Origin of the sequence: Neptuniibacter sp. QD48_55, from assembly GCF_047778115.1 — a bacterium.
Taxonomy (GTDB): domain Bacteria; phylum Pseudomonadota; class Gammaproteobacteria; order Pseudomonadales; family Balneatricaceae; genus Neptuniibacter.
Genome location: NZ_CP180555.1, coordinates 1,949,421 through 1,974,722, shown reverse-complemented (window position 1 = coordinate 1,974,722; position 25,302 = coordinate 1,949,421). Strand labels below are relative to the sequence as shown.

At 42.1% G+C, this 25,302-nt stretch carries 23 protein-coding genes and 6 tRNA genes; 19 read left to right on the top strand and 10 right to left on the bottom strand.

Annotated features, from left to right (window positions below):
* Positions 1-200: 200 nt before the first annotated feature.
* The 10 genes from ACMXYW_RS09055 to ACMXYW_RS09010 all read left to right on the top strand — a co-directional run bounded on the left by ACMXYW_RS09055 (position 201) and on the right by ACMXYW_RS09010 (position 5,874).
* Positions 201-277: transfer RNA gene (locus ACMXYW_RS09055), tRNA-Arg, on the top strand.
* 22 nt (positions 278-299) lie between these two features.
* Positions 300-375, top strand: a tRNA-His gene (locus ACMXYW_RS09050).
* Positions 376-395: 20 nt separating this feature from the next.
* Positions 396-480: transfer RNA gene (locus ACMXYW_RS09045), tRNA-Leu, on the top strand.
* Positions 481-506: 26 nt separating this feature from the next.
* Positions 507-582 (top strand) — tRNA-His (locus tag ACMXYW_RS09040).
* 19 nt (positions 583-601) lie between these two features.
* Positions 602-686: transfer RNA gene (locus ACMXYW_RS09035), tRNA-Leu, on the top strand.
* Positions 687-749: 63 nt separating this feature from the next.
* Positions 750-834 (top strand) — tRNA-Leu (locus ACMXYW_RS09030).
* A 318-nt stretch (positions 835-1,152) separates the two neighbouring features.
* Positions 1,153-2,469, top strand: a complete 1,317-nt coding sequence (gene tig, locus ACMXYW_RS09025; protein WP_415884902.1) for a trigger factor — start codon at positions 1,153-1,155, stop codon at positions 2,467-2,469.
* A gap of 184 nt (positions 2,470-2,653) precedes the next feature.
* A complete protein-coding gene (gene clpP, locus ACMXYW_RS09020; protein ID WP_415884403.1) occupies positions 2,654-3,280 on the top strand; it encodes an ATP-dependent Clp endopeptidase proteolytic subunit ClpP in 627 nt (208 codons plus the stop codon).
* Positions 3,281-3,402: 122 nt separating this feature from the next.
* Positions 3,403-4,692 carry an ATP-dependent protease ATP-binding subunit ClpX gene (gene clpX, locus ACMXYW_RS09015; RefSeq protein ID WP_415903784.1) on the top strand — a complete coding sequence of 430 codons (1,290 nt, stop codon included), beginning with the start codon at positions 3,403-3,405 and terminating at the stop codon, positions 4,690-4,692.
* Positions 4,693-4,764: 72 nt separating this feature from the next.
* Positions 4,765-5,874 carry an Hpt domain-containing protein gene (locus ACMXYW_RS09010; protein ID WP_415903783.1) on the top strand — a complete coding sequence of 370 codons (1,110 nt, stop codon included), beginning with the start codon at positions 4,765-4,767 and terminating at the stop codon, positions 5,872-5,874.
* Between the two features lie 218 nt (positions 5,875-6,092).
* On the opposite strand, the gene ACMXYW_RS09005 is transcribed toward ACMXYW_RS09010, so the two are convergent.
* Positions 6,093-7,160, bottom strand: coding sequence for a 3-deoxy-7-phosphoheptulonate synthase (locus tag ACMXYW_RS09005; protein WP_415884899.1), 1,068 nt, complete (start codon positions 7,158-7,160; stop codon positions 6,093-6,095).
* Positions 7,161-7,463: 303 nt separating this feature from the next.
* On the opposite strand from ACMXYW_RS09005, the gene dsbD reads away from it, so the two are divergent.
* The gene (dsbD, locus tag ACMXYW_RS09000) at positions 7,464-9,281 is read left to right on the top strand and encodes a protein-disulfide reductase DsbD (protein ID WP_415903782.1); all 1,818 of its coding nucleotides are present in this window, start codon (positions 7,464-7,466) and stop codon (positions 9,279-9,281) included.
* 97 nt (positions 9,282-9,378) lie between these two features.
* On the opposite strand, the gene ACMXYW_RS08995 is transcribed toward dsbD, so the two are convergent.
* From ACMXYW_RS08995 to ACMXYW_RS08975, 5 genes are all read right to left on the bottom strand, one after another.
* On the bottom strand, positions 9,379-9,786 hold the full coding sequence (locus ACMXYW_RS08995) for a lysozyme inhibitor LprI family protein (protein WP_415903781.1): 408 nt from the start codon (positions 9,784-9,786) through the stop codon (positions 9,379-9,381).
* Positions 9,787-9,888: 102 nt separating this feature from the next.
* Positions 9,889-10,062: a hypothetical protein gene (locus ACMXYW_RS08990; RefSeq protein ID WP_415903780.1), complete on the bottom strand. Its 174-nt coding sequence runs from the start codon at positions 10,060-10,062 to the stop codon at positions 9,889-9,891.
* 116 nt (positions 10,063-10,178) lie between these two features.
* Positions 10,179-10,424, bottom strand: a complete 246-nt coding sequence (locus ACMXYW_RS08985; protein ID WP_415903779.1) for a hypothetical protein — start codon at positions 10,422-10,424, stop codon at positions 10,179-10,181.
* Between the two features lie 289 nt (positions 10,425-10,713).
* Positions 10,714-10,995 carry a DUF3081 family protein gene (locus tag ACMXYW_RS08980; RefSeq protein WP_415903778.1) on the bottom strand — a complete coding sequence of 94 codons (282 nt, stop codon included), beginning with the start codon at positions 10,993-10,995 and terminating at the stop codon, positions 10,714-10,716.
* Positions 10,996-11,308: 313 nt separating this feature from the next.
* Positions 11,309-12,049: a substrate-binding periplasmic protein gene (locus ACMXYW_RS08975; RefSeq protein WP_415903777.1), complete on the bottom strand. Its 741-nt coding sequence runs from the start codon at positions 12,047-12,049 to the stop codon at positions 11,309-11,311.
* Positions 12,050-12,390: 341 nt separating this feature from the next.
* On the opposite strand from ACMXYW_RS08975, the gene ACMXYW_RS08970 reads away from it, so the two are divergent.
* From ACMXYW_RS08970 to ACMXYW_RS08940, 7 genes are all read left to right on the top strand, one after another.
* On the top strand, positions 12,391-12,990 hold the full coding sequence (locus ACMXYW_RS08970; protein WP_415903776.1) for a fasciclin domain-containing protein: 600 nt from the start codon (positions 12,391-12,393) through the stop codon (positions 12,988-12,990).
* Positions 12,991-13,099: 109 nt separating this feature from the next.
* Positions 13,100-13,462 carry a hypothetical protein gene (locus tag ACMXYW_RS08965; protein ID WP_415903775.1) on the top strand — a complete coding sequence of 121 codons (363 nt, stop codon included), beginning with the start codon at positions 13,100-13,102 and terminating at the stop codon, positions 13,460-13,462.
* Between the two features lie 256 nt (positions 13,463-13,718).
* Entirely contained in the window at positions 13,719-14,048 is a 330-nt protein-coding gene (locus ACMXYW_RS08960; protein ID WP_415903773.1) for a hypothetical protein, read from the top strand.
* A gap of 515 nt (positions 14,049-14,563) precedes the next feature.
* Positions 14,564-15,679 carry a hypothetical protein gene (locus ACMXYW_RS08955; protein WP_415903772.1) on the top strand — a complete coding sequence of 372 codons (1,116 nt, stop codon included), beginning with the start codon at positions 14,564-14,566 and terminating at the stop codon, positions 15,677-15,679.
* Positions 15,680-15,850: 171 nt separating this feature from the next.
* The gene (locus tag ACMXYW_RS08950; protein ID WP_415903771.1) at positions 15,851-16,339 is read left to right on the top strand and encodes a paraquat-inducible protein A; all 489 of its coding nucleotides are present in this window, start codon (positions 15,851-15,853) and stop codon (positions 16,337-16,339) included.
* Positions 16,332-16,952, top strand: coding sequence for a uracil-DNA glycosylase (locus tag ACMXYW_RS08945; protein WP_415903770.1), 621 nt, complete (start codon positions 16,332-16,334; stop codon positions 16,950-16,952). Before ACMXYW_RS08950 ends, ACMXYW_RS08945 begins: the two co-directional genes overlap by 8 nt.
* A 139-nt stretch (positions 16,953-17,091) precedes the next feature.
* Positions 17,092-17,850 (top strand): endonuclease, encoded by a 759-nt coding sequence (locus ACMXYW_RS08940; protein WP_415903769.1) that lies wholly within the window; start codon positions 17,092-17,094, stop codon positions 17,848-17,850.
* Positions 17,851-17,881: 31 nt separating this feature from the next.
* Here ACMXYW_RS08940 and ACMXYW_RS08935 read toward each other — a convergent pair whose 3' ends face one another.
* The 3 genes from ACMXYW_RS08935 to ACMXYW_RS08925 all read right to left on the bottom strand — a co-directional run bounded on the left by ACMXYW_RS08935 (position 17,882) and on the right by ACMXYW_RS08925 (position 23,581).
* Complete coding sequence (locus tag ACMXYW_RS08935) at positions 17,882-21,523, bottom strand: response regulator (protein WP_415903768.1); 3,642 nt, start codon at positions 21,521-21,523, stop codon at positions 17,882-17,884.
* A gap of 24 nt (positions 21,524-21,547) precedes the next feature.
* Entirely contained in the window at positions 21,548-22,774 is a 1,227-nt protein-coding gene (locus ACMXYW_RS08930; RefSeq protein ID WP_415903766.1) for an ABC transporter substrate-binding protein, read from the bottom strand.
* A gap of 165 nt (positions 22,775-22,939) precedes the next feature.
* Positions 22,940-23,581: a pseudouridine synthase gene (locus ACMXYW_RS08925; RefSeq protein WP_415903765.1), complete on the bottom strand. Its 642-nt coding sequence runs from the start codon at positions 23,579-23,581 to the stop codon at positions 22,940-22,942.
* Between the two features lie 128 nt (positions 23,582-23,709).
* Between ACMXYW_RS08925 and icd the strand changes: the two genes are divergently transcribed.
* Positions 23,710-24,963, top strand: coding sequence for an NADP-dependent isocitrate dehydrogenase (gene icd, locus ACMXYW_RS08920; RefSeq protein WP_415903764.1), 1,254 nt, complete (start codon positions 23,710-23,712; stop codon positions 24,961-24,963).
* A gap of 68 nt (positions 24,964-25,031) precedes the next feature.
* Here the strand turns inward: icd and cspD are convergent, their stop codons facing one another.
* Positions 25,032-25,244 (bottom strand): cold shock domain-containing protein CspD, encoded by a 213-nt coding sequence (gene cspD / locus ACMXYW_RS08915; RefSeq protein WP_415903763.1) that lies wholly within the window; start codon positions 25,242-25,244, stop codon positions 25,032-25,034.
* Positions 25,245-25,302 lie beyond the last annotated feature (58 nt).

Here is a 25,302-nt window from a genome sequence, read left to right as displayed (position 1 = left end):
AAAATGGGATAACTGCTTGATAAATAGCCAGTTATTGGTTGTTAGATGATCAATCTAAAACTTTTGAAATAAAAGATAAAAAAAGTGTTGACGGCAAAATTTAGGGTGTATATTATGCGCACCTCCTCAAGACGAGGCGGTCAAAACAAAGCGCTAGACGCTAGTTGAGGCCAAAGTCTGAGGTCTGACAAATGAGTCGGGCGCCTATAGCTCAACTGGATAGAGCAACGCCCTTCTAAGGCGTAGGTTCCAGGTTCGAGTCCTGGTGGGCGTGCCATTTGTTAGAAAGAGATTTGATGGTGGATATAGCTCAGTTGGTAGAGCTCCGGATTGTGATTCCGGCGGTCGTGGGTTCGAGCCCCATTATCCACCCCATTGAATCTCTTGTGTAGTCTGCGGACGTGGTGGAATTGGTAGACACGCCAGATTTAGGTTCTGGTGCCGCGAGGTGTGAGAGTTCGAGTCTCTCCGTCCGCACCATGTACTACACAAAAACGATCGTTATGGTGGGTATAGCTCAGTTGGTAGAGCTCCGGATTGTGATTCCGGCGGTCGTGGGTTCGAGCCCCATTATCCACCCCATTAACGATACACATAGATTGCGGACGTGGTGGAATTGGTAGACACGCCAGATTTAGGTTCTGGTGCCGCGAGGTGTGAGAGTTCGAGTCTCTCCGTCCGCACCATTTACAACGAAGCGTTGTTTTGGTGTAATCAGTTTCAAGCTATGTGTAAAAAAAGATCTATCTGCGGACGTGGTGGAATTGGTAGACACGCCAGATTTAGGTTCTGGTGCCGCGAGGTGTGAGAGTTCGAGTCTCTCCGTCCGCACCATTGATTGATCTTTATTCCTTCTTATATCAAAAGCTGCTTCTGGCTAATAATTACCTTAATTTATTTTTCTTTGTGCTGATCTGCTTACAAAAGCCATTTCTAGCTTATTTGTTGATCTAAGTGATCTATCTAATAATAATTTTCATTTCTTATACGTTATTTTGCTTACTAAACTTGACTAATTAAGCTGCTTGCCGGAGAATTTCGCGCTTTGATTTTGCTCGAAATTTACGAGCGGCTGTGCAGATCAAGCAGCGTTAGCAATACGTCGGTCTGTTGAAGATTATTGATTCAAGCATTTTATTTGTGAGGCATTACATGCAAGTTTCCGTTGAAACGACTTCTGGCCTAGAGCGCCTGTTGAAGGTTTCCGTACCAGCAGAGCGCATCGATCAGGATGTTAACAAGCGTATCCAGCAGACTGCACGTACAGTACGTATCGACGGTTTCCGTCCTGGTAAAGTACCTGTAAAAGTTGTTAAGCAGCGTTACGGTAAAGGTATTCGTGAAGAAGTTCTTGGCCAAGTGGTTCAGGAAAGCTTCTACCAAGCGCTTCAGCAGGAAGAGATCAACCCAGCTGGTACGCCTGCAATCGAATTCACAAAAGATGTTGAAGGTGAAAACCTTGAATACACTGCTAAATTCGAAGTTTACCCAGAGATCGCTCTGGCTGATTTCTCTAAAGTAGAGATCGAAAAGAAAGCAGCTGAAGTAAACGATGCTGATCTTGATCAGATGATTGAAACGCTACGCAAGCAGCAAGCTGAGTGGAACGAAGTTGAGCGCGCAGCAGCTGAAGGCGATCGCGTACGCATCGATTTCGAGGGTTTCATCGACGGTGAAGCATTCGACGGTGGTAAAGGCGAAGGCATGGACCTTGTTCTAGGTTCTAACTCAATGATTCCTGGTTTCGAAGACGGTCTAGCGGGCGCTACTGCAGGTGCAGACGTTGAGCTAAACGTTACGTTCCCAGAAGAATACCAAGCTGAAAACCTTCAAGGTAAAGACGCTGTATTCAAAGTAAAAGTACACACTGTTTCTGAGCAGGTTCTTGCTGAGCTAAACGAAGAGTTCTTCGAGAAGTTTGGTCTAGAAGAGAAGACTGAAGAAGCTTTCCGCGCTGAAGTTCAAAAGAACATGGAGCGTGAGCTTAAGCAGGCTCTTAAAATGAAACTTAAAGATGCTGTATTCACTCAGCTTCTAGAAGTTAACCCAATCGAAGTACCAGCTGCACTAATTGATGGCGAAATCGACAACCTACGTCGTCAAGCTGTAATGCAGTTTGCGGGTCCAGATTCTGATATGGATCCAAACATGCTTCCAAAAGAAATGTTTGCTGATCAGGCGGACCGTCGCGTTAAGATCGGTCTTCTTATGCAAGAAGTGATCAAAGTAAATGAACTAGAAGCTGACGAAGCTCGTGTTAAAGAAACACTAGAAGAGATGGCTGAAACTTACCAAGATCCTCAGCAAGTTATCGATTGGTACATGGGTAACGAAGAGATGCTAGGTCAGATCAAAGGTCTAGTTCTTGAAGAGCAGGTTGTAGATAACCTACTTGAAGCTGCTACAGTAACAGACGTTACTGTTAGCTACGAAGATGCAATTAAGCCAGAGCAGGGTGCTGCAGCTTAATTAACGCTCTTCTGACGTAAAAGTCACTACTGTAAAAGCGACAGTTAGCGAAAGCTGGCTGTCGTTTTTTTGTTTTTAGCGCATGATAAATGCAGTGTTGTTGGTTAAAGCTATTGCCTGAATTAATCAACGTAGTATTATCGAGTGCTTGTGTTTAGGTTATTTCCGTTTTAAGGAGTGATACATGGCGGATTTTGGTAAAGGTGGCTCAGATATTTTGAGTAGTCTAGTGCCTATGGTAGTAGAGCAGTCGGCTCGTGGTGAGCGTGCATACGATATCTACTCCCGTCTGTTAAAAGAGCGTGTGATCTTTCTTGTAGGTCCTGTAGAAGATCATATGGCTAATCTGGTTGTTGCGCAGTTGCTGTTCCTAGAAGCGGAGAACCCGGATAAGGATATTCATCTCTATATTAATTCCCCGGGTGGATCTGTAACTGCTGGTATGTCTATCTATGACACTATGCAGTTCATCAAGCCAGACGTGAGCACAATGTGTTTGGGTCAGGCAGCGAGTATGGGTGCATTCCTATTAGCCGGTGGCGCTGAAGGTAAGCGTTTTGCGTTACCTAACTCTCGTGTAATGATTCATCAGCCGCTAGGTGGATACCAAGGTCAGGCGACTGATATTGAAATTCATACCAAAGAGATTTTGAGTATTCGTCATAAATTGAATACGTTGTTAGCAGAGCATACAGGTCAAGATCTAGAAACGATCTCTCGTGATACAGATCGTGATAACTTCATGGACCCTTACGCTGCTAAAGAATACGGTTTAATTGACGAAGTGCTTGATCGTCGTAACACTGATTAAGCCTGAGTAGAAATTGTTACTATAATCATAAGATTCACCCTGTTTGTTTGTATAAGGGTTGAAATGTGAAACAGAGTAGCAATATAGGGTATAGCCCTGATAAAGAATTATGAGGAAGTCGAATGACCGACGAAATCAAAGGTAAAGATGGCGATGACAGTGGTAAGTTGCTGTACTGCTCATTCTGCGGCAAAAGCCAGGATGAAGTACGTAAGCTAATTGCTGGTCCGTCCGTTTTTATCTGTGACGAATGTGTTGATCTATGTAACGACATCATTCGTGAAGAAATACAAGAAGCAGAGCCTCAGGAAGAGAGCGATCACCTGCCGACTCCAGAAGAGCTAAGTGCAGCTCTGGATGAATATGTTATTGGCCAAGATCGCGCTAAGAAAGTACTTGCTGTAGCGGTATACAACCATTACAAGCGTCTGCGCTTCCAAAAGAGCAGCAATTCAGACGTTGAGCTAGGCAAAAGTAATATTCTTCTTATCGGCCCTACGGGTAGTGGTAAGACCCTGCTTGCTCAAACACTAGCACGCCTATTGAATGTCCCATTCACTATTGCTGATGCGACTACGCTAACTGAAGCAGGTTACGTAGGTGAAGATGTAGAAAACATCATTCAAAAGCTTCTGCAGAAGTGTGATTACGATGTAGAGAAAGCTCAGCTTGGTATTGTCTATATTGATGAGATCGATAAGATTTCACGTAAGTCTGATAACCCATCCATTACGCGTGACGTATCGGGTGAGGGTGTGCAGCAGGCTTTGCTTAAGCTGATTGAAGGTACGGTTGCTTCTGTTCCTCCGCAAGGTGGTCGTAAGCACCCTCAGCAAGAGTTTTTGCAGGTAGACACGTCTAATATCCTGTTTATCTGTGGTGGTGCATTTGCTGGTCTAGAACAGATTATTCGTGATCGTTCAGAGAAAGGTTCCATCGGATTCAGCGCTGTTGTTAAGAGCAAAGATGAAGAGAAAACGGTTTCTGACAGTCTTCGTGAGCTAGAAGCAGAAGATCTGGTTAAATACGGTCTGATTCCTGAGTTTGTAGGTCGTCTACCAATGGTAGCCACACTTGCTGAACTTGATGAAGATGCGTTGATTCAGATTCTGACTGAGCCGAAGAACAGTTTGACTAAGCAGTATGCTGCATTGTTCGATATGGAAGGCGCTGAAGTTGATTTCCGTGAAGCTGCTTTAAAGGCGGTTGCACGTAAAGCGCTTGAGCGTAAAACAGGCGCACGTGGTTTGCGTTCTATTATGGAAGCGACATTGCTAGATATTATGTATCAGCTGCCTTCTATGGAGAATGTAAGCAAGGTTGTGATCGATGAGGGCGTTATCGAGGGTGACAACGATCCTATTCTCATTTATGAGAACACAGATCAACCTAAAGCGATGCCGGACGAATAAGCATTCCAGAATGTGTTATAAAAAAGGATAGCTTTGCTATCCTTTTTTTGTGGCTAATTGAAATGGTGAAGAATGTCGGACGCAAATGATCAAGGATTTCAGCAGCTGAGTGATGAGCTGAAAACGGAGTTCTACTCTAGCTTCAAGGAAGCTATGGAGGAATTGGATCACTGTTTTAGTTCCCTAAACTGTAATTACGACCCTGAAATTGTGAATCAAATGTTTAGGGCGGTGCATTCAGTTAAAGGCAACTGTCATATGGTGTTTCTCGATAGTATTGCTGACGTTTGCCATAGACTCGAAGATTTGGTTGATCAATTCAGAAAAGCACAGCTTCCCTATACGCCTATACAGGGTGAGTTTATCGCTTTTGTTTTTACCCGTCTGGAGCAATTGGTCGCAGATAGAATCAGTGGTCGTGATGTGAGTCCGGCCGATATTGAGCTTCTAGAAAAGGGTGTAATGCAGGTTTATGAGTCTGGCCAATCATCACGTGATAAAGTGACTCAAGCAACCTTAGAAAGCTTCTCAGGCATTCTCACAGCCACACAGAGTATAAATGAGAGTGTGTTGGATAAGCTTGAGGCGCAAGAGCAGCTAAAAGACTTTGATGATCTCGCTTTCATGGGCCAGGTCGCAAAAATTCTCCAGTCAAAATCGATTCAGCAACAAGGCGATCTCTCTAAGCTAATTGCAATAGGTTGTATGCTCAATCAACAATTGTCTCATCCTGAAATTGAGGAGCAATTGTTAGCTGCGTTCAACTTTCAGAATTTAGGGAGCAAATTTGTCCCTTCGCCTGTATTTGATATTGGCCTTGAATCGGCTGAATGGGAAAAAGCCAAAGCGAGAGAGCAGGTTGAGTTATCAGCTGGCTTTCTAAAGCTAGGCGGTAAATGGCTAGCCGCTTCAAAACTGATTGAATGTAGTTTTGAGCGCTATGATGGCCGAGGACCGTTTGGTCTAAAAGGAGATGATATTCCAGCGGGGAGTATGATTCTCTCAATGCTGAAGTTCTATCAGCAAAATTATCTGCGCTTAAGGAAGGATCACAAGCAAAAAATCGCGGTCGCTAAAACGATCAGTCGTATCAATAGTGAAAGCGGTTATAGATTTAATCCGAAGCTGGTTGAGTTGCTGACTCAACTAGGCCGTTCAGATCCTGATCAATTGACCTTGTAATATTCTTACTATCGAATAACCAGGCTATATGGGTTATTCCATATTGGTCAGTCATATCAGATTAGGCAAACTGTATTTAGTTTTAATCTGACTTGGAGGGCAAATGCCGCAGGAGCAATTAGAGTTTGACGGTGATGGAGAGGTATATATTCTCTCCGAAAACTAAAAAAAGCGCATGGGTTACCCTGTGCGCTTTTTTTTGTAGAATGCAGAGTCTATTAGCGATTAGCTAGTGCAGGCTTCAGCTTCTCGTTCATCTCAACTAGGCACTTCTCAGTTGTTTCCCAGTCGATACAAGCATCTGTTACAGATACGCCGTATTCAAGCTCGCTTAGATCTGCAGGAATAGACTGGTTGCCCCAGGCAAGGTTACTTTCAATCATCAGGCCAACAATAGATTTGTTGCCATCAATGATTTGGTTGGTCGCATTTTCAGCAACAAGCGGCTGAAGAGCTGGGTCTTTGCTTGAGTTTGCGTGGCTGCAATCAATCATAATGTTGTTTGCTAGGCCTGCTTTATCAAGTGCTTGTTCGCAAAGCGCTACGTTTACTGAATCGTAGTTTGGCTTACCGCCACCACCACGAAGTACAACGTGACCGTACTGGTTACCTTTAGTGTGTACGATAGAAACCTGACCGCTCTCATTGATACCTAGGAAGCGGTGTGGCGCGCTAACAGATTTAAGTGCGTTTGTAGCAACCTCTAGGCCGCCATCAGTACCGTTTTTGAAACCTACAGCACAAGATAGACCAGAAGACATCTCACGGTGAGTCTGAGACTCAGTAGTACGCGCGCCGATTGCAGACCAAGAGATCAGATCTTGCATGTACTGTGGAGAAATTGGGTCTAGTGCTTCAGTTGCTAGTGGCAAACCCATTTCAGATAGATCTAAAAGAAGTTTACGTGCAGTGTGCAGGCCTTTTTCAATCTCGAAAGAGTCATTCAAATCTGGGTCGTTAATCAGACCTTTCCAGCCTACAGTTGTACGTGGTTTTTCAAAATACACGCGCATAACCAGATACAAGGAATCTTTAACTTTTTCCTGAAGCTCAACCAGCTTTTTACCATACTCGATTGCTGCTTCTGTATCGTGAATAGAGCAAGGGCCCACAACAACGAATAAACGAGGGTCCTTACGGTCAAGAATATCACGAACAACAGAGCGGCCTTGCATAACTGCTTGAGCTGCTTTCTCAGAAATTGGCATTTCAGCCTTAAGCGCATCTGGGGAAATCAGAACGCTATTTGATTCGATATTTAAATCTTCAACACGTGTATCGGTCATTAGTTCTTATCCTACATTAGAGAGCTATTTAACGTTATTGAGCGCTTTTAGCGCTGGGGCTCTCTAGACTCTTTGTCAATGTGTCGCTTGTTTTACCATAAACCTATGAAGGTTATAAGTATGCAGATGGTCTATTCTGCGCCAAATCAAAACAATGGCAGTTGTTTCTACTAATTAAAGTGCTTTTACGAGTGCTGTTCGATAAATAAGGCGTGGTAAACTATGTAAATCCGATTGATAGCGAACTGTTAGGAATAAAAGTTGTCAATCAAGCGTCTGCGAGATTAATCCATAGGAAACGCTGTGTTGTATCTATTTAAACGAGTTTTTTGGTTACAGTTTTTACTTATCTTATCTGTAGCTTCCCCGAGTGTGACAGCGGGACTATTTGATCAAAACCCTTTTGGTGAAAAGGGCCCTGTTCAGGTAGAAAAAGCGTTTGTTTTTGGTCATGTCCAAGAAGGTGATACTTTAAAGCTGATCTGGGATATGCCAGATGAGTATTACCTCTATAGAGACAGAATTGAGCTTAAAGATGGCGAAACAACGCAGATAATCTCGCGTAAGAATGCGCCAGCAGAATTAAAAGATGACCCGTTGTTTGGTCAGGTTTGGGTTTATTACGACCGCGCTGAAATTGATCTGTCGCTGCTCAGCAAAGTTGATCCAGCAAAAGATGACAAGCTAACCATCACCTATCAAGGCTGTTGGGACGGAGGCGTTTGCTATCCGCCAGTCACTAAAGAGATCTCAATAGCAGCATTTACCCCTTCTCAATCAGCTACTGATATGAGTGCCGCTCCAGCAACCATGCAAACCATCAATGCGCCTGCAGTGACAGAGCAGGATCGTTTTGCGCAGATGCTATCTCAGGGCAGCTTGATTGTTACATTGGGTGCGTTCTTCGTAGCAGGTCTAGCGCTATCCTTAACGCCTTGTGTCTTTCCGATGATTCCAATTCTATCCAGTATCATTGCTGGGCAGGGTAAGCATGTATCGACGGCTAAGGGCTTTGGACTATCTCTAGTCTATGTTCTGGCTGTATCGATCACTTACACCATTGCAGGGGTACTCGCAGGATTGTTTGGCGAAAATGTTCAGGCGCTTTTCCAAAATGCTTGGATTATCGGCAGCTTCAGTTTGATCTTCGTTTTGCTCTCTTTATCGATGTTTGGTTTTTACGAACTTCAACTGCCAAACAGCATTCAGACCCGTTTAAGTCAGGCGAGCAACAGCCAGAAGGGCGGCACGGTCGCCGGTGTGGCGATTATGGGCTTCTTATCTGCACTTATTGTAGGCCCTTGTATGGCGGCTCCTTTAGCAGGCGCATTAATCTATATCGGCCAAACAGGTGATCCATTCCTAGGTGGTAGTGCGTTATTTGCGATGAGCTTAGGCATGGGCGTACCACTTCTATTGGTTGGCGCTTCTGCAGGAAAGCTACTTCCACATGCTGGCCTATGGATGAACAAGGTCAAAGCGGTATTTGGCGTGCTACTGTTGTTGATGGCCGTTTGGATGCTTGATCGCATTGTACCTACCGTCGTTTCAATGTGGCTAACTGCGATCATCCTAGTTGTATCGGCTGTCTATATGGGTGTGCTGTCTAAAGCGAAAACTGCTAAAGAGAACCTTGCGAAAGGTTTAGGTTTAATTATTCTGCTTTATGGCTTGTCACTAATGATCGGTGCGTTGGCCGGTGGTAATAGCTTTAGATACCCATTAAAAGCATTTGCAGGTGATCAGTCTGCACAAGCTGAGGTTCTACCTTTTATAAAAGTGACAACGCCAGAAGCACTTAATAGTGAGTTAGAGATTGCCAAAGCCAATGGGCAGCCAGTAATGCTAGATTTCTACGCTGATTGGTGTGTCGCTTGTATAGAACTAGAAGTGGTTACCTTCGCGGACTCGCGAGTGCAAAATGCTTTAGCGCCTTACCGAGTGATTAAGGTAGATGTCACAGCTAATGACGAACCGGCTAAAAAGCTTAATAAAGATTACGCACTGATCGGCCCGCCGGCACTTATCTTCTATGATCGCGAAGGTGCAAAGCTCGATCATAAAACGCTTATTGGCGTTGTGCAGCCAAATGATTTTCTAAATCATATTCGCGATATCTAAAGGATTTAACCGAATAGTGATAAATATTGATCTCATAGTTAAAAAGCCTCGCTAAGTAGCGAGGCTTTTTATTTAGGTTTTCATGCTCAAAAACGTGTTACTTATGGGGCTTAGGTAACACGGGTTTATTAGTGTTTGATAAGTATGTCTTCCATATCTCTGCTGTTCTCTCGTCGGTTTTATTTGTCATGCAAAAAATAGATACGAATGCTTTCTTTCGGCTTTCTTCCCAGATCGCATAGATAGAATCACAGTGTGACGCTATGTATGTTTCCCAGTCTTGTTGGTCAACTTTGATGCTCTCGAGCTCTGTTGGGTTTGTGGCATAAAGCTTGTAAGTTGCGTCAAAATACTTTGTCATTTGGTGGTGTGCAACTTCGAGTTTAATAGCCGCGCATCGATTCATCTGGATACTGGTTTTAGCATCTTCACAGTTCTTAGCAGCAGCGTGAGGCGATAGCAGGAATGTTAGGCTCAATAAGCTGGAAATAATGAGTTTATACATGTGTAAGCCTTAATAGCTCTGGTTATTTAGAAAGCCGAGGATTGGAGTGAGTGGCTTCGATTACAAAGGGGATAGGATTCCCCTTTGCTTATTCAGTTGGCGTTACTTGAACTCTTTTGCTTTCGGAAACTGTTTGAAAGACATCAGAGTGGATTCCATTTTATGACCATTAGCATTAAACCAATCCATGACCGCTTTGCTTTGATCTTTGCCATAAACGCGGTGGGAGTAGTTCATTACAACACCAGTTTGGTTCTCTACGCTGATTAGGAACATATTTGCGTCTGAGCTTGTATCGCTGGTTGTCATTGTGGCTAGAAGGAACAGGCTAGGGCCATGTGGGTCTGGGCCGGCGATCGCTTTAATTATCTTTCCTTTACCGTTGTACGCGGCTAAAAATTTTCTGCGAAAGGTTTTAAATCAGACTTTGTTTTCACTTCTTCTGCGAACGTGAAGGAAATCATATCTTTGTGTGAAGAAAGATCCACTTGATCCGCAGGTGTATATTGGTGTGCAGAGCTTTCGGTCGCTCTGTATGTATATTCGTCCCCGTTAAAGCTGATTGCTGATGGCTTGCCAGCATAAACGGTAGAGATGCTAACTAACACAAGTGCGATTGAAGTGAGTATCTGTTTCAAAATTCCTGTCCTTTTTATAGTTATGATTTATGGGGTGGTGCTTGATTTGGCCTCTACTAGATCAGGAGACTATTCAAATCCTAATCTCAATATTGTTTACGGCATTATCTTATCAGCGTTACTGGCTTTCTCAGTGGATGTGGCATGCTAAAGTAAGCTCGATACTTACTAAAGTATTGGTTTAGGAATGCTTGAAGTAAGAGTGGGTAGCTGTTTTAACAAACCAACCCATATCCAATTTGGCGTGATGATGAAGGGAAAGCGAGTAATAATTTTAGTTAAAACTTAGTTAGTTAAGCTGATGCTTAAAATAGATGCGGTCGATTTTGTGTAGGAAGGCATCAAACTGAGATCTTCGATCAAAATTTGCTTGGTATTTATTATGGAAAAATAAGTTAAGCTCTACATCCGAATCGAATAAGGTCAATGTGTAACCATCATGATCATGTCGTGCCTGTAAGCCGGAATATACATAATGCCCGGCCGACATTCTCTCACCTTTATCGAGTATATAATTAGAGACACTGAGTGTTTTAACCATATCTAATTTTAAGTCATCTTCAGTCTTCATAATGCTACCCATTAAAAAAACGAGCCTGGCAAATTGCCAGACTCTAACCGGGGGCTCTCGTGAGGTAAGTAAAGGCACAAAGCACCCAACGCTCTGTTTGAAAGGCTATAGCTAATGATCATCACCATAGATTCAATCTTATTAGAGCAGCTATAAACCTAATGACAGATTAAAGGTTTCAAGTAATTCCAATCAGTTGAGCATGTATATCATCAAAAAAGTATACGGTTAGTTTTTTAATATGGATCATTTTGATCTTTTGTTTGCTACTCGGATCAAAAGGTTAGATGAAGTCATCTCTTAAAATGTCAGATCACTGACAGTGTCGAGTTTCGTTGATAAATTTTTCATATGACGGACTCGCTTTAAGTTTGTCTAGACTATTTTGCCAGCGCAGAACTTCCGAGGTTGGAGTGTTTTTCGACATGGCTATATACAGTTCGGTTGAGTGGATCGATATACCTGTTGATTCGACCATATCACTCTTGATTTTGTCTTTGGCGAGCAAGCAAGGTAAGGCCGCTTTTCCGAGTGCTAAATAATCTGCTCGATTACCTAAAAGCATTTTTAAGCTAATACTTGGATTTGTTGTATAGGCCAGATTTTTATAGCCTTGTTGGGTCAGTATTTTTTCTTCTGGATAGTCCCTAGTGACTAAGACCAGTCCAGATTGCTTAATTGTTGCTGGTGAAGGGGCTGGTTTACCGATTGCTTTTTTTCTAAAGAGCAAAATTTCATCGGAATAAAATGGGCCTACCCATTGAAACCAGTCTTCTCGCTCTGGTGTGCGTGCAACAGAGAACAGCACATTCCAATTTTTAGTTCTTGTGTTGTGAACAGCTCTGGCCCAAGGAAGCATCATAATCTCGGAATCTATACCGAGATCATTCATCATCCATTGGACAATATCTAAGGCCATGCCATCTATCTCTCCGTTGGGGAGTTCATAGGCATAAGGGGCAAAGTCTTCGGTTTGAATATGATAGATCGGAGATGAATGAACCGAAAAACTAAATAAGAAAATGTGAACATACAAGAGTGCTCGATACAGCATTATTAAACCTTATTGGCTAAGAACGGTGAGCTGCATCCTGCAAAATCGTAGTGTTGGCTGAATTAATCTAACTTTTTTGTTTAGTAAATATATACCCTAGGTTTATTTATCATACTAGAGATAACACAGTTACTTTGCTAGTGAATGATCCCCATTGGCTTTACAGAAATACGAATAAATTCAAACTCTTTCTATCCAGTTTTGCAGAGAACGTGAAATGTAATCCTCTAAATTAAATTTATATGAATTTATTTCTGTACGTTTTTTGATCTATTTCTTTGGTGTGTCGTATTCAGCTTTGATGTTTGATTAACCCACTTAAGCTCTGAAGGTATAGAACAATGAAAAAAACAATAACTGCAATGATGTGCGCGGCTGGCTTAACTTTTGGTTCAGTGGCTCAAGCTGAAGAGTGCACCGACGAACTTGGTACGATTGTCACAGAATTGGTTGAATTGAATGAAAGCGGTGTAACTGCAGGCGAATTCGATTTTCTTATTGGTGCTGTAACAGCAACGATTGGGAGCTCTAATCTATTTGATGTCCTTACCAATGAAGATAGAACTGTGACGCTATTTGCTCCAAATGATCAAGCATTCTTAAATACTGTGGTTGCACTGCAAGAAGCGGGTATTTTGGATCTAACTGGCGTGGATACCTCTAACACTATGGAAGTTGTTAATGCTTTAGCCGGTGCCTTGACGCTGAATGGAGTTATTGAAGTATTGGCGTACCATGTTTCCTATGGCGAAAGAACTTCTAAATACGTTGTAAAACGTGACGGTAAAACAATCAGAATGGCGAATAAAGAGTTTGTGACTGTAAATGGACTTAGCATTAATGATTCACCACTGGATCTAGGTTATATCGACATTCCTGCCTGTAATGGTGTGATTCATGTGATCACTGAGGGTGTGCTTATTCCAGATTTAAGTAATTAAAAATGATAAACAAGCCTACTTGATTGATCCTGCGGTGTGTTAATAACTCCCTTTTATCTCCAGTAGGCTTGATAACGAGATTCAATGTAAATCATGTTCGGGTGATCCTATGAAACTCCAGCTAATAAAGGATATAAAAGATTATCGAGCAGTGTTTTATTGGTGTAATTCAAAAGGAAAAAGGCACAGCCCAATGATGCCAACTTTGGTTCATGCTTATGAGTGGCATCTCCAATTCCAAAGAGGTATCTATAAAGGTAAAGAGAGAAGGAAGAACAGAGTGGATAGAAGGTTAGGCTATCTTCTTGAAAACAAAAATCGTAAGAATGATCGACGTTACAAGCAAAAAGGCAGGCGCTTTATCGATACGGCGTTGTACGTCAGCAAGGACCTTTATTCTGAAAAGATAGCAGCACTTAAAAAACTCGCATTTGAAAGCAATAATTATTATTACGAGCGTAAATCTGCTTAAAGTGTACTCTGCATATAAAATGGGCCAATTAAATTGCGATGCTCATTTTATACGCGGGATACAATTTCCCTTTTACCATCTCAATATATTTAGTCTCTGATACGCTAGATACAGTATTTTTGGTTTGTTGATGATGTTTGCTTATCTGACATCTGCTCAGCTATTCTGTGCTTATCAGTGTCTAACCATAAAACGACGCTACCATTCACTGATACGTCGTTGTTCATTCACCTGACTTGAGGCCAATGTATAGATCATGAGCTCATTACTTAAACTTAAGGTTTTACCGACCCTATTGCTACTTGTCTGCGGAATGGTCTCAGCTTCAGATGCTGATGAGGGTAAAGAGTTATATGAATCTGTTGCTTTGGAACGAACGATCCGTGGGGAAGTGTACACCGACGCTAACTGTGAAACTTGTCATAGCTCGGATATCTACACTAGGCCTAATCGTCGAGTACACACTTATTCGAGATTAGAAGCTCAGGTAGAGATGTGTAACACCATGCTGGATGTTGGCTGGTTCCCTGATGAGGTATCGGCAGTTGCAACTTATCTCAATCAAAAATATTACAAATTTGATTAGAGCATTTTTCTTCTTTTCTAAAGCCGCATTCAGCGGCTTTTTTTATATCTTTCAAATTCCTTTGATATTCAATGTGATAGCGGCCCGTTTTTTGCTGAACCTAAGGTTACTCAAACGTAATTAGTCGATGCGAACCGCGTAATGTTGGATCTGAAAATGAACATAAAACAGCCCGATTTTGTGATGGCTATTATGGGCTATTCTCTTCCAGCCTATGTATTCCGTGGCTTTCAGCAAGGGAGGTAGTGGTCATCAGGAAATCTCTTTTAATTTAATAACCTAATACAAGCTTACTTATCGGAAAATTTGTCTTGGCTTTTAGCTCGGACAACAGATGAGTTTTGCCTAACGTACACTGAGTTTAGGCAAATATTTTCCGCTGAGTATTAACAATCGATTTTTTGTTTTTGTTATTCACAAAAACTGGTTTTTTGCGCCCTGAAGAAATGATTCACGCTTTCTTTTCATAGAACGGCGGGGGTTTATTGACGCAAAAAATCAGCAAGGAGAGAACAATGATTATTCAGACAAGTAATGTACATATGAGTGCTGAGCATCAGAAAACGGAATATAGCTCTCAAACCAAAATGATTGATTGGGGGAGTGAGGGCAATGGATTTCTTACGCAGTTAAGCGAAGCAAAATCGTTTCTTCGCCAAGAGCAAAGTAGCTTATTTAGTACTCTTGCTGTTGGCCAACAGCCATCAACAGAAGGCGATGATCAGTTTCAGGGTAATTCAGTTCTGGTCTTAACTGATCAAGGTTTACAATTTAGAACTGCAGACAACGAGCCAAATATCGCTGAGCAACGAGAGATTACGAAAGCGAGGCTTTGGCAAAGTCTGTTAAATGCTATTAACCCAAAACACATACAAACTGACATTCCCGATGATGTCGAGATCCCAGATGCTGATTCTATTCCGAGCGAAGATGGAATAGGCGGTGTACCCATGCAACTACAACCTATAAAGATGGAAATGTCGTTTAAGGTGACCGAAACCGTTGAGGAGTATGAGTGCTCCAGTTTCCATAGCTGTGGCATGGTAACCACGGCTGATGGTAAGCAGATAGAGTTTGATCTGAACCTTGAAATGGAGCGCAGTTACTCTGCTACACGCGAGTTTGAGATGACCAGTGTAGTGGAGTTTACAGATCCATTGATCCTTAACTTTGAAGGCAATCACGCAGATCTTTCTGATGAGAAGTTTGAATTTGATCTTGATGCTGATGGTGATAAAGAACTCATTAGTTATCTCACCGGTGAAAGCGGCATGCTAGCTCTAGATAAGAATGAAGACGGCATAATCAATGACGGTACAGAGCTATTTGGTGCTTTAACGGGTAATGGCTTTGCCGATCTTGCCCAATATGATGAGGACGGTAACAACTATATCGATGAGGGTGATTCTATATTCGACGATCTTCTTGTATGGCATAAAACAGAAGATAGTGATTACCTAGAATCATTGGCTGATAGTGGTGTAGGGGCGATCTATTTAGGCTCAACCGAAACGCCCTTCGATATTAAAGGGGAAAACAATCAAGAGAATGGCCGAGTCCGCTCCAGTGGTTTCTACTTAACTGAAGCCGGTGATGTTGGAACGGTCCAACAGATTGATATGGCGGTTTAGCGTCAACTCCATCGCAGGCTAAATACAGACTTTATTTAGCCTGCATCTTTACACTAAACCTTGAGAGCACAAGGTTAACAAACACATTCAAGCAACACTCAGAAATGTTTCGTTTGCACTTTGGCAGCTATGGATTGGTATACTTGCGTTACTTTGTTTTGAGGCCCTTTCATGGATAGATTCACCCCTTTATCTTCATCTCAGTCTTTATGGCTCAGAATAGCTGTGATCTTAACGACGATCTGTCTGGCTGTTGGGCTGTTTAGTCCGATGATGACGATGAGCAAGTTCTATTTCTTCGAGAGTTCTTTTTCTGTCATTGGCGGTGTACATAGCCTTTTAACTGAAGGGCATCTGATCCTAGCGGTTCTGGTCCTCCTCTTTAGTGTAGTTCTACCGTTGGTTAAGTTATTTTTGTTATTTAGATTAACAACGCCAAGCGATGAAATATCCGCTAAACAACGTAAATTGCTTGGCTTGATGCATGATTACGGTCGTTGGGCGATGCTTGATGTGATGGTGGTTGCGGTATTGTTGGTGACTGTAAAGCTCGGTGCTGTCGCGTCAATTCAGATTCATTGGGGGCTTTACGTATTTGGTCTAGCCGTTGTATCGATCATGTTTTTAACGCATAAACTTGTGACTTTGTTAAATGCCTAATCTAGAAAGTTTTTACACAAAACTTAGCAAACGTAAAAACACTCTAACTGTATTTAATCCATATAGGGATGAAACCAAATTAGAGAACCTAAAGCGATACATTGAACTGGCCTTTGAGCAATCTGGACCAAAGATTCTTTTGGTGGGCGAAGCCTATGGTTTTAAAGGTGGTCGTTTAACTGGGATTCCGTTTTCCAGTGGCAAGTTGTTTGATGAGGTTGATCATCCTTTTTTGAAGCAGTTAAAGCCAAAAATTGAGCTTAACCCTGATACGCTTACTGCTGAGAATACAGCCTCTATTGTCTGGCGCTATTTGTGTTCACAAAACACAGTTCCGCTTTTTTGGAATTCGTTCCCTTATCATCCGCATCCTTCGCGTATTCAAAAAAAGAATAGGGCACCATTAAAAGCTGAAATAGAAGAAGGTTTAGAGCTGTTACAAATGCTGATGGATGTTTACCAACCCGATGTAATTGCTGGGTTAGGTCGTAAAGGAACGGACTGTTTGCAAAAAGCGTTTCCTGATCAAGATATCCGCTATATCCGTCATCCCTCTTATGGTGGTAAATCTGATTTTGTTGATGGTATGAACCAGCTCTTTTCACAAGGTTAAGCTTAAATTTATCTTTTAGCCGTATGATGGTCGTGGCTTTTGAGTAGCTACTTAACCGCTCATATTGGCCTCAAACTCTAGTAACTAATTTAAAGCAGGAAGCATCGATTGGCATTGGACGCCTTTAAAAGGAATTCCAATGTACAAGTACTTTTCTGTGGCTCTTCTAATGATCCCAGGCTTGGCTTTAGCTGAGCATCCTAAGTCTTTCGGTAGTGCTAAAAAGATTCTTAAAGAGATCTACGCAGATAACCAGCAGAGCTTTTATTGTGGTTGTGACTATAAAGCTCAAGGTAAAAAGTTAGTGCCAGATTTAAAATCCTGTGGCTACTCACCACGTAAAAACGCGAATAGAGCAAAGCGTATTGAGTGGGAGCACGTAATGCCGGCTTGGGCTTTTGGTCATCAATTGCAATGTTGGCAAGACGGAGGACGCAAAGCTTGTAAGAAGAACCCTAAATTTAAGAAGATGGAATCTGACCTTCACAACCTTGTACCTGCAATCGGCGAGGTTAATGGTGATCGATCTAATTTTAGCTTCACACAATTAGCAGGTGAACCGCGTGTTTATGGGCAATGTGATATGGAAGTCGATTTTAAGCAGCGTAAGGCCGAGCCAGCTGAACATCGCCGTGGCGACATTGCTCGTACGTACTTTTATATGCGCGATCAGTATGGCGTTCGTATCAGTAATAAGCAGGAAAAGCTGTTTAATGCTTGGGCAAAGCTAGATCCCGTTGATCAATGGGAGTTAGAGCGCAATCGAATGATTACTAAAATCCAAGGTAATACTAATCCTTATGTTGTTGCGCCAACTGGCTCAGTAAAATTGGCGGAATCGATAGAAAATAAGGATGGTTTATTATCACGCCTTAAAACTGCATTGAGTATGGATTAGGAGCTATAGAAACGGTCGAAATTTTAGAAAGTTAGTTTTCCTGAGTGACAATATGCTCATTCTTTGAAAGGTATTTCTCAAATTCATCAGATAGGGCATTGGCTGTGGTTACGAACTCAGGAAGTAGTTTTTCAAGCACTTCCTGATTTTGATCTGCGGCTTCTATTTCAAGCTTCTTACAAATATCGTTTAGCTGTGGGGCTGACAAGTTTAAGGCCATGCCTTTAATATTATGAGCTTGCTGCCTTAACTTTTCCCATTGCTGATTTCTGAACGCATGTTGTGTGTTTTCAATCAGTTCAGCTGAGTTCTGAAGATAGGCTTCAAGCACTTTAACGAGCAGTTTATCGTTCATCATTAAGCGTTTGAGTGCGCTTGCGCGGTCCCATACTAGCGGTTTGTCTTCAATGTTATAAGCACCTTGCTCTTTGTTGGGCGTGGATTTTTTGTCATCAGGAAGCCAATGATTAAGTGCTTGGATTAAGCGCTCGGCATTGATTGGTTTTGATATGTAATCACTCATACCGGCTTGAAGGCACTTTTCTCTATCGCCTGCCATGGCATTTGCGGTCATGGCAATGATAGGCAAGTTTTTAAATTTACTTTCTTCCCTAATCGCTCTGGTAGCTTCGTAGCCATCCATAACCGGCATTTGGCAATCCATAAAGACGAGATCGTATTGGATCATATCGAGGGCTGAAAATGCTTCCTCACCATTAGCTGCGACATCAATTTTTAGTCCGAGCTGCTCTAATAAAGCGCGTGCTACGGCCTGATTGGTAATGTTGTCTTCTACAAGTAAAACTTTGCCATTAAACGACTGCGCTGCTTTTTTATGGGTAGTAGGTTTTGTTGAGGTGTTTTGTTGCTTAACTTGGACAAGATCTAATAATTTATTAAAAAGCTGACTTTGGTTGATCGGTTTAGCGATAAGACTGTGTAAGCTGTTTTTATCAAACCTTTCTTTATCAAAGTTTTGATTGCTGACTGTTTGAACAAGAAGTTTGTTGGCTGCTAACTGAGGTTCGTGTTTGCAGCGTGTGGCAAACTCGATAGCATCCATATCGGATAGCTTTTGATTGATGATCGTTATATCAAAAGGCATTTTGGCTGTTGAGGCCGCTTTCAACTTTTCAAAACCGGTTTCGGCTTTCGAGGTCAGCTCATGCTCTATTTTCCAGCTCGTTAATATATCTCCGAGTAGATTTAGATTGGTTTCATTAGGATCAATCACCAAGATCTTTTTGTTTTGTAATGCTTCGATTGGCTGAGTAATTGGCTCTGGAGTAGCATGGGCTAGCGTCAAGCTTATCCAGAATGTCGAGCCTTTACCGAGTTGACTGTCTACACCAATTTCACCACCCATCAACTCGACTAGCTGTCGGCTGATCGAAAGCCCTAAACCGGTACCACCATATTTTCGGGTAGTAGAGCCGTCAGCCTGACTAAAGCGTTCAAATAATCGAGCCTGTTGCTCTGCGTCTAATCCAATGCCGGTATCAACCACCTTGATCACTATATCACTTTGCTTAGGTGTGACTTGCTTAGATTCATAGAAAACGGCTACTTGGCCTGATTCGGTAAACTTACATGCGTTACCGATAAGGTTAACTAAGATCTGGCGAATACGGCTTGGATCAGCATTGAACCATTGATTAGTAATCGAGGTGGCGGGGCAAATGAGTTCTAGGTTTTTCTCATGGGCACGTGTGGCTAAGGCTGTTCCAACCTCGTCTAGCAACTGACCCATATTAAAATCTACCGATTCTAACTCTAATTTGCCTGACTCTACCTTGGAGAAGTCTAGGATATCGTTGATAATGGTTAGCAGGGAATCGGCACTGTTTTTTACGGTATTGGCATAGTCGAGTTGTTGTTGGTTTAAGCCGCTATCGAGCAATATATTCGTCATTCCGATAACACCATTCATTGGCGTTCTTATCTCGTGACTCATATTGGCAAGGAATTCACTCTTCGCAATACTTGCTTGTTCAGCTTCGTTTTTTGCTTTTAAGAGAGATTCTTCAGATAGCTTTTGATTCGTAATATCTAGGTGAGTTCCAATAATACGAACGGGATTTCCGTCATTGTCCCATTCAACGACTTTGCTGGCGTCTAATAACCAAGTCCATTGGCCATTTTTATGTTTCATTCTTAGTTCGCAGCTATAACGATCATTGGCTTTACTGCAGTATTTATCTAATTGATGGCTTGATGACTGAATGTCATCAGGGTGTATTAGATGTTCAACAGTATCGATGGTTATCGGTTGCAACTCATCTAAGGTGTAACCAAGAATTTCGGCCCAACGTTCATTGAGACTTAATTCACCTGTTTGGACTCTCAAGTCCCAAATGCCTACCTCAGTTGAGTCGACCACTAGCTCTAGCTGCCGTGCGGTCTCAGATAGTTCATGCTCACGCCTTATCTTCTCACTGATATCATTTTCGACGCCAACAAAGGCAGTTAAATTGTTTTGATCGTCAAAAACGGGAGCGATGGCTACTTCATTCCAAAATGGCATTCCACCTTTGGTGTAATTTTGGATTTCAACTTTGATATTTTCGTTATTTTTTAACGCTGTTGCTATTTTTTGTACTGTGGCTGGGTTGGTTTTGGGGCCGGCAAGAATACGGTGGTTCTTCCCTAGCACTTCATCTTCGTTATAGCCGGTGATATTGAGAAAAGCGTTATTGCTGTAGATTATTGGCATGTCGGATTTTGTAGCGTCAGCAACGGTTACACCAACTGGGCTAACTTCGAGAGCTTTTAGCAAAACCCTGTTTCTATTTTGCTCGTCACGTAGCTCTTTTTCTGATTGTTTCACGGCCTTAAGCGGATTGATAAAAAACTTTTTACCAAGCCAGAATAAAAGGATAAAAACGACAAGAAAGGCTATTAAGAGGCCGATGAAAATACTTTGGATAACGTCGTTTACTTCCGACGTTAGTCCTTGTTGGTCGATGTAATATTCAACCGTGAGCTGTGTTTTTCCTGCTATTTGAGTACCGACTTTTTGGTATTCAATAGTGTCTGTTAACGAAGAGTAATCCAGATAGTCCCCTCTGATCTTTATTCCTGTGCCCAGCTCTTGTGTTGCGAATAATGTACTAATATCTTTAGCAAAATGAACGAGGAGTACGCCTTCGCTTGCACCGTTGTAATTGACCGAAACGGCGATGGAAAATTGCCATTGCTCATTCTTGCGGTGTTTTAATATCGCCCATGGTTTGTTGCCGCTAAGAATATCTTCAAACCATATCTCATTTTCTAAGTCCAAATTCAGCGGCTGGCTTTTAGGACCATATATTGGTTCACCTACAATATTCAGCAAGTAAATAGCCTCGTTTTGTCCAAGAATTAGCAGAGAGTCTAAGAAATCTACTAAGTTCTCTTTGGAGTCTAGTGTTGCCATAACGGCACTTGTAAGTAGAGGGTGCTTGGCTAAATCTTGTAAGAAGAGAATTCGGTCATCAACATAACTACCAATCGATAAGGCTGCATTCGCGGCTTGTGCGCTGGTGGTTTGTTTTTGAAAATTTACAGTTGTATTTCGAACTCGTTCGCCGATCGCTAAATAACTGGAAACTAAAGCTATCGCGAAAAACGAAACGATAAACAGATAGAATAGTGTATCTGTTGAAAGCTTAAAGCGATTTGCTTTTGGCTGCATCCTGAAACTCAACTATCAAAGGTGTTAACGACTAGTGTTTTGCATGACTTCAATAACGCCATCTGGTGTAAATTTGGCCATACATAGATCAGATAGTCCCAGTGCTTCATGGGCATCTAAGTTGGATTGCGTAAATGGCGAGTAAGGCTTGTGGTAAGTTTTTATGAGGCCCTTTACGGGAGTGTTTAACGCTTCCAATTTCTCTTTTAGTAACTGCCTGTTCTTTACCATATCATCACTAAGAGGTATCTCCTGCATAGCTTGGATAGCGACCTTAGCTAAATCGTACGCATGAGTGAATCCCGTTGGTGATTTAAGGGACCGGTAATCGCTCATCGCATTAGGGAATAGTTTCTGACCTCGGGCAAAAACAGATTGGCTAAATGGGGTTTCTTCTGAACTGACAAATGAAAAGCAGCTTTGAATAAAACTTAAATCGAGTTTCGATAAAGTGCTGGAGCCTAATTTTTGTGGGAAGTTACCGCCGGTAATTCCCCAATGAGATAGGACAGGTAGATTGAATTGTTCAACCTCTGTCATGGCTGTCATAAAGGTAGCGCCTTCTATAGCGTTACCAACGAAGATAACGCAGTCACTGTCGGATTTAGCAATTTCTCTTAAAATTAATTTGGCTGCATTTTCTTTTGTGTTCCAGTTAAACCATGTGACTTCAGGTGTAATGGAAAGTTTAGTATCAAAGTAGTTGGTTATTGTTTTGAAATTAGATTTACCCCAACCCGTATCTTCCAGTAGTAGGTGTGGGGTTTTACATTGTTTTGTATTTACAGCGTAATTGCTGATTCTTAAGCCTGCTTTTGTATCGTCTACGGAAAGGCGGAATACCCAATTTTTACTATTAGGATGACGAGTAATGGGACCGCCTGCTGCCCATGGAACAAGAAGCAAAATGCCATTGTCATTAATATACTGGCGGTATTTGATGTAAGGTGGGGAATGTAATCCGCCTAGAATGAATAGAGCTTTAGGGTCTTTGAGGTATTGTTTCATTGTACGATGGCTGCGTACTACATTGCCTCGATGATCTTTTTTGATGAACTCAATTCTGTAGTCACCAATTTTATAATCTATTTCGTCTAACGCAGTAAGAAAGCCCATTTTCATGGCATCTGCAGAGGAAGAATGAGAGGTGTAATCAGAGTCGTGATAGATGCGAATTGCTTTGTCATTCGCGGAAACGGCGGATGCTAGGATGCAAACCATTACACCAATGATAGATAAACAGTGTTTCATCAGCGTTCTCCTTTCATCAACTAGCGACTTATTCTTAACATTGAGTTCGATAGCTCGGTGTTCATCAAGTAGCTAAGAATATTCTAGTAGTAAATCAAATACTTGATCGTGAAATACCAAGAATATAGGTCTGTGAAAGGATATGAAAGCTAATTAATCTATTAACTACCTTCTTGTGCGTTTGTTTGCCTGTTTGAACGTTTTTTGACTGCGGTTGCCATTCGTTCTTCGGCGGGTATTGTTTGTATTGCTTCTGGGGAGATTTAAAGTAGCATCGATTAGAGTTGAGGCACCAGGTTGCAAGCCATCGAGTGTCCAATCACCAATTGCATAACGAATGAGTCGAAGAGTAGGGAAGCCCACTGCAGCAGTCATACGCCTTACTTGCCGATTCTTACCTTCAGTGATTTTTAGTTCTATCCAGCTTGTTGGCTGGTTTTTCCTCTCACGAATCGGTGGGTTGCGAGGCCAGATGTCAGGCTCATCAATTACTCTTGCTTTAGCGGGGCGGGTCATACCATCTTTAAGTTCAACGCCTTTGCGTAATGCACTTAGGGCAGAATCAGTCATTTCACCTTCTACCTGTGCCCAGTACGTTTTTTCCTGCTTAAACTTCGGGTTAGCTAAATAGTGTTGTACTGCACCTTCGTTTGTAAGGATCAGTAATCCTTCGGAATCGTAATCTAATCTTCCTGCAGCATAAAAGTTTGGCTGGTTAATGTAATCCGCCAAGGTGCTCTTATCGTCATTGGTAGTGAACTGAGTAAGTACTTGAAAAGGTTTATTAAAAAGTAATAGCTGGCTCATGGTTCTTCAGTTCGTTAAGGCGTGGTGTGATCAATCACAGGATTACTGCTGATCTATACTGATCATATAGTGCAATCATATCACTGATTAAGGTATCTGCGTTGCAAGTAAGCTAATTGGAGTAGATTATGGGTTATAAAAATATTTCCATACCTGTTGGCGGCAAGATAACAGTTAACCAAGATCATTCATTAAATGTTCCTGATAACCCAATCATTCCCTATATAGAAGGAGATGGGATTGGGGTAGATGTCACTCCACCCATGATTAATGTTGTTGATGCGGCAGTAAATAAAGCTTACGGTGGCGCTCGGTTCATTGCTTGGATGGAAGTTTATGCCGGGGAGAAGGCTACTTCCGTTTATGATCAAGATACATGGCTTCCTGATGAAACTTTAGAAGCTTTTAAGGAATTTGTGGTTGGGATTAAAGGACCTTTAACCACGCCTGTAGGTGGTGGTATTCGATCTCTTAATGTCGCTTTACGACAGGAACTTGATCTTTATGTCTGCCAAAGGCCGGTGCGTTGGTTTAAAGGCGTGCCGAGCCCAGTCATCAAGCCAGAAGATGTAGATATGGTGATCTACAGGGAAAATTCGGAAGATATCTACGCTGGAGTTGAGTGGCAGGCTGGGTCTCCTGAAGCAGAGAAAGTGATTCGCTTTCTAAAAGAGGAGATGGGTGTTACTAAAATCCGCTTTGATCAACAGTGTGGTATTGGTGTGAAGCCTGTTTCTGAGCAAGGTACTAAACGTCTAGTCAGAAAAGCGCTGCAGTACTGTGTTGATAACGATCGTGAGTCCCTAACGTTGGTACATAAAGGGAACATCATGAAATTTACCGAAGGTGCTTTTAAGGATTGGGGTTACGAGTTGGCGCAAGAAGAGTTTGGAGCTGAGCTAAAAAATGGTGGCCCTTGGATGACCTTTCAAAATCCAAACACAGGCAAAGAGATCATAATTAAAGATGTGATTGCAGATGCGATGTTACAGCAGATTCTGCTGAGACCTGCTGAGTATGATGTAGTCGCAACGCTAAATCTAAATGGTGATTACCTTTCAGATGCCTTAGCTGCAGAGGTAGGCGGTATAGGGATCGCACCGGGAGCCAATATCTCAGATGAAGTGGCCATATTTGAAGCAACCCACGGGACGGCTCCTAAATATGCTGGCAAAGATATGGTGAACCCTGGGTCGCTTATCCTATCCGCAGAGATGATGTTAAGACATTTAGGTTGGTTAGAAGCTGCTGATCTCATTATCAAGGGTATGGATGGTGCTATTGCAGCTAAAACAGTGACCTATGATTTTGAGCGGCTTATGGATGGTGCAGAGCTATTATCAAGCTCCGAGTTTGGTGAAGCGATCATCAAAAATATGTAATGGTTTCTTTTAAACACAAAAAAACCAGCTCCATGCTGGTTTTTTAGTCTATCGATTTAACCTTTTTATTACTGGGTTGCTAAAGGTTTGATTTGAACGGCGTGAGTACCTTTTGGACCCGGCTGGGTTTCAAACTCAACTTGTTGGCCCGCTTTGAGACTCTTATAGCCATCTATTTCTATCGCAGAATAATGAGCAAAGAGATCCTCTTCATGTTCATCTGATAGGATAAATCCATATCCTTTCGAATTGTTGAACCACTTTACTTTCCCTGTCTGCATAACTAACTCCCGTATCCAAAACTACAATTGGATTACTAACCTGAACGTACTTCCTTTA

Excerpts from the sequence above, each read along its gene's own strand:
- tig (WP_415884902.1), top strand. The coding sequence starts at position 1,153 with ATGCAAGTTTCCGTTGAAACGACTTCTGGCCTAGAGCGCCTGTTGAAG.
- clpP (WP_415884403.1), top strand. The coding sequence starts at position 2,654 with ATGGCGGATTTTGGTAAAGGTGGCTCAGATATTTTGAGTAGTCTAGTG.
- clpX (WP_415903784.1), top strand. The coding sequence starts at position 3,403 with ATGACCGACGAAATCAAAGGTAAAGATGGCGATGACAGTGGTAAGTTG.
- ACMXYW_RS09010 (WP_415903783.1), top strand. The coding sequence starts at position 4,765 with ATGTCGGACGCAAATGATCAAGGATTTCAGCAGCTGAGTGATGAGCTG.
- ACMXYW_RS09005 (WP_415884899.1), bottom strand. The coding sequence starts at position 7,160 with ATGACCGATACACGTGTTGAAGATTTAAATATCGAATCAAATAGCGTT.
- ACMXYW_RS08995 (WP_415903781.1), bottom strand. The coding sequence starts at position 9,786 with ATGTATAAACTCATTATTTCCAGCTTATTGAGCCTAACATTCCTGCTA.
- ACMXYW_RS08990 (WP_415903780.1), bottom strand. The coding sequence starts at position 10,062 with ATGTTCCTAATCAGCGTAGAGAACCAAACTGGTGTTGTAATGAACTAC.
- ACMXYW_RS08980 (WP_415903778.1), bottom strand. The coding sequence starts at position 10,995 with ATGAAGACTGAAGATGACTTAAAATTAGATATGGTTAAAACACTCAGT.
- ACMXYW_RS08975 (WP_415903777.1), bottom strand. The coding sequence starts at position 12,049 with ATGCTGTATCGAGCACTCTTGTATGTTCACATTTTCTTATTTAGTTTT.
- ACMXYW_RS08970 (WP_415903776.1), top strand. The coding sequence starts at position 12,391 with ATGAAAAAAACAATAACTGCAATGATGTGCGCGGCTGGCTTAACTTTT.
- ACMXYW_RS08965 (WP_415903775.1), top strand. The coding sequence starts at position 13,100 with ATGAAACTCCAGCTAATAAAGGATATAAAAGATTATCGAGCAGTGTTT.
- ACMXYW_RS08960 (WP_415903773.1), top strand. The coding sequence starts at position 13,719 with ATGAGCTCATTACTTAAACTTAAGGTTTTACCGACCCTATTGCTACTT.
- ACMXYW_RS08955 (WP_415903772.1), top strand. The coding sequence starts at position 14,564 with ATGATTATTCAGACAAGTAATGTACATATGAGTGCTGAGCATCAGAAA.
- ACMXYW_RS08950 (WP_415903771.1), top strand. The coding sequence starts at position 15,851 with ATGGATAGATTCACCCCTTTATCTTCATCTCAGTCTTTATGGCTCAGA.
- ACMXYW_RS08945 (WP_415903770.1), top strand. The coding sequence starts at position 16,332 with ATGCCTAATCTAGAAAGTTTTTACACAAAACTTAGCAAACGTAAAAAC.
- ACMXYW_RS08940 (WP_415903769.1), top strand. The coding sequence starts at position 17,092 with ATGTACAAGTACTTTTCTGTGGCTCTTCTAATGATCCCAGGCTTGGCT.
- ACMXYW_RS08935 (WP_415903768.1), bottom strand. The coding sequence starts at position 21,523 with ATGCAGCCAAAAGCAAATCGCTTTAAGCTTTCAACAGATACACTATTC.
- ACMXYW_RS08930 (WP_415903766.1), bottom strand. The coding sequence starts at position 22,774 with ATGAAACACTGTTTATCTATCATTGGTGTAATGGTTTGCATCCTAGCA.
- ACMXYW_RS08925 (WP_415903765.1), bottom strand. The coding sequence starts at position 23,581 with ATGAGCCAGCTATTACTTTTTAATAAACCTTTTCAAGTACTTACTCAG.
- icd (WP_415903764.1), top strand. The coding sequence starts at position 23,710 with ATGGGTTATAAAAATATTTCCATACCTGTTGGCGGCAAGATAACAGTT.
- cspD (WP_415903763.1), bottom strand. The coding sequence starts at position 25,244 with ATGCAGACAGGGAAAGTAAAGTGGTTCAACAATTCGAAAGGATATGGA.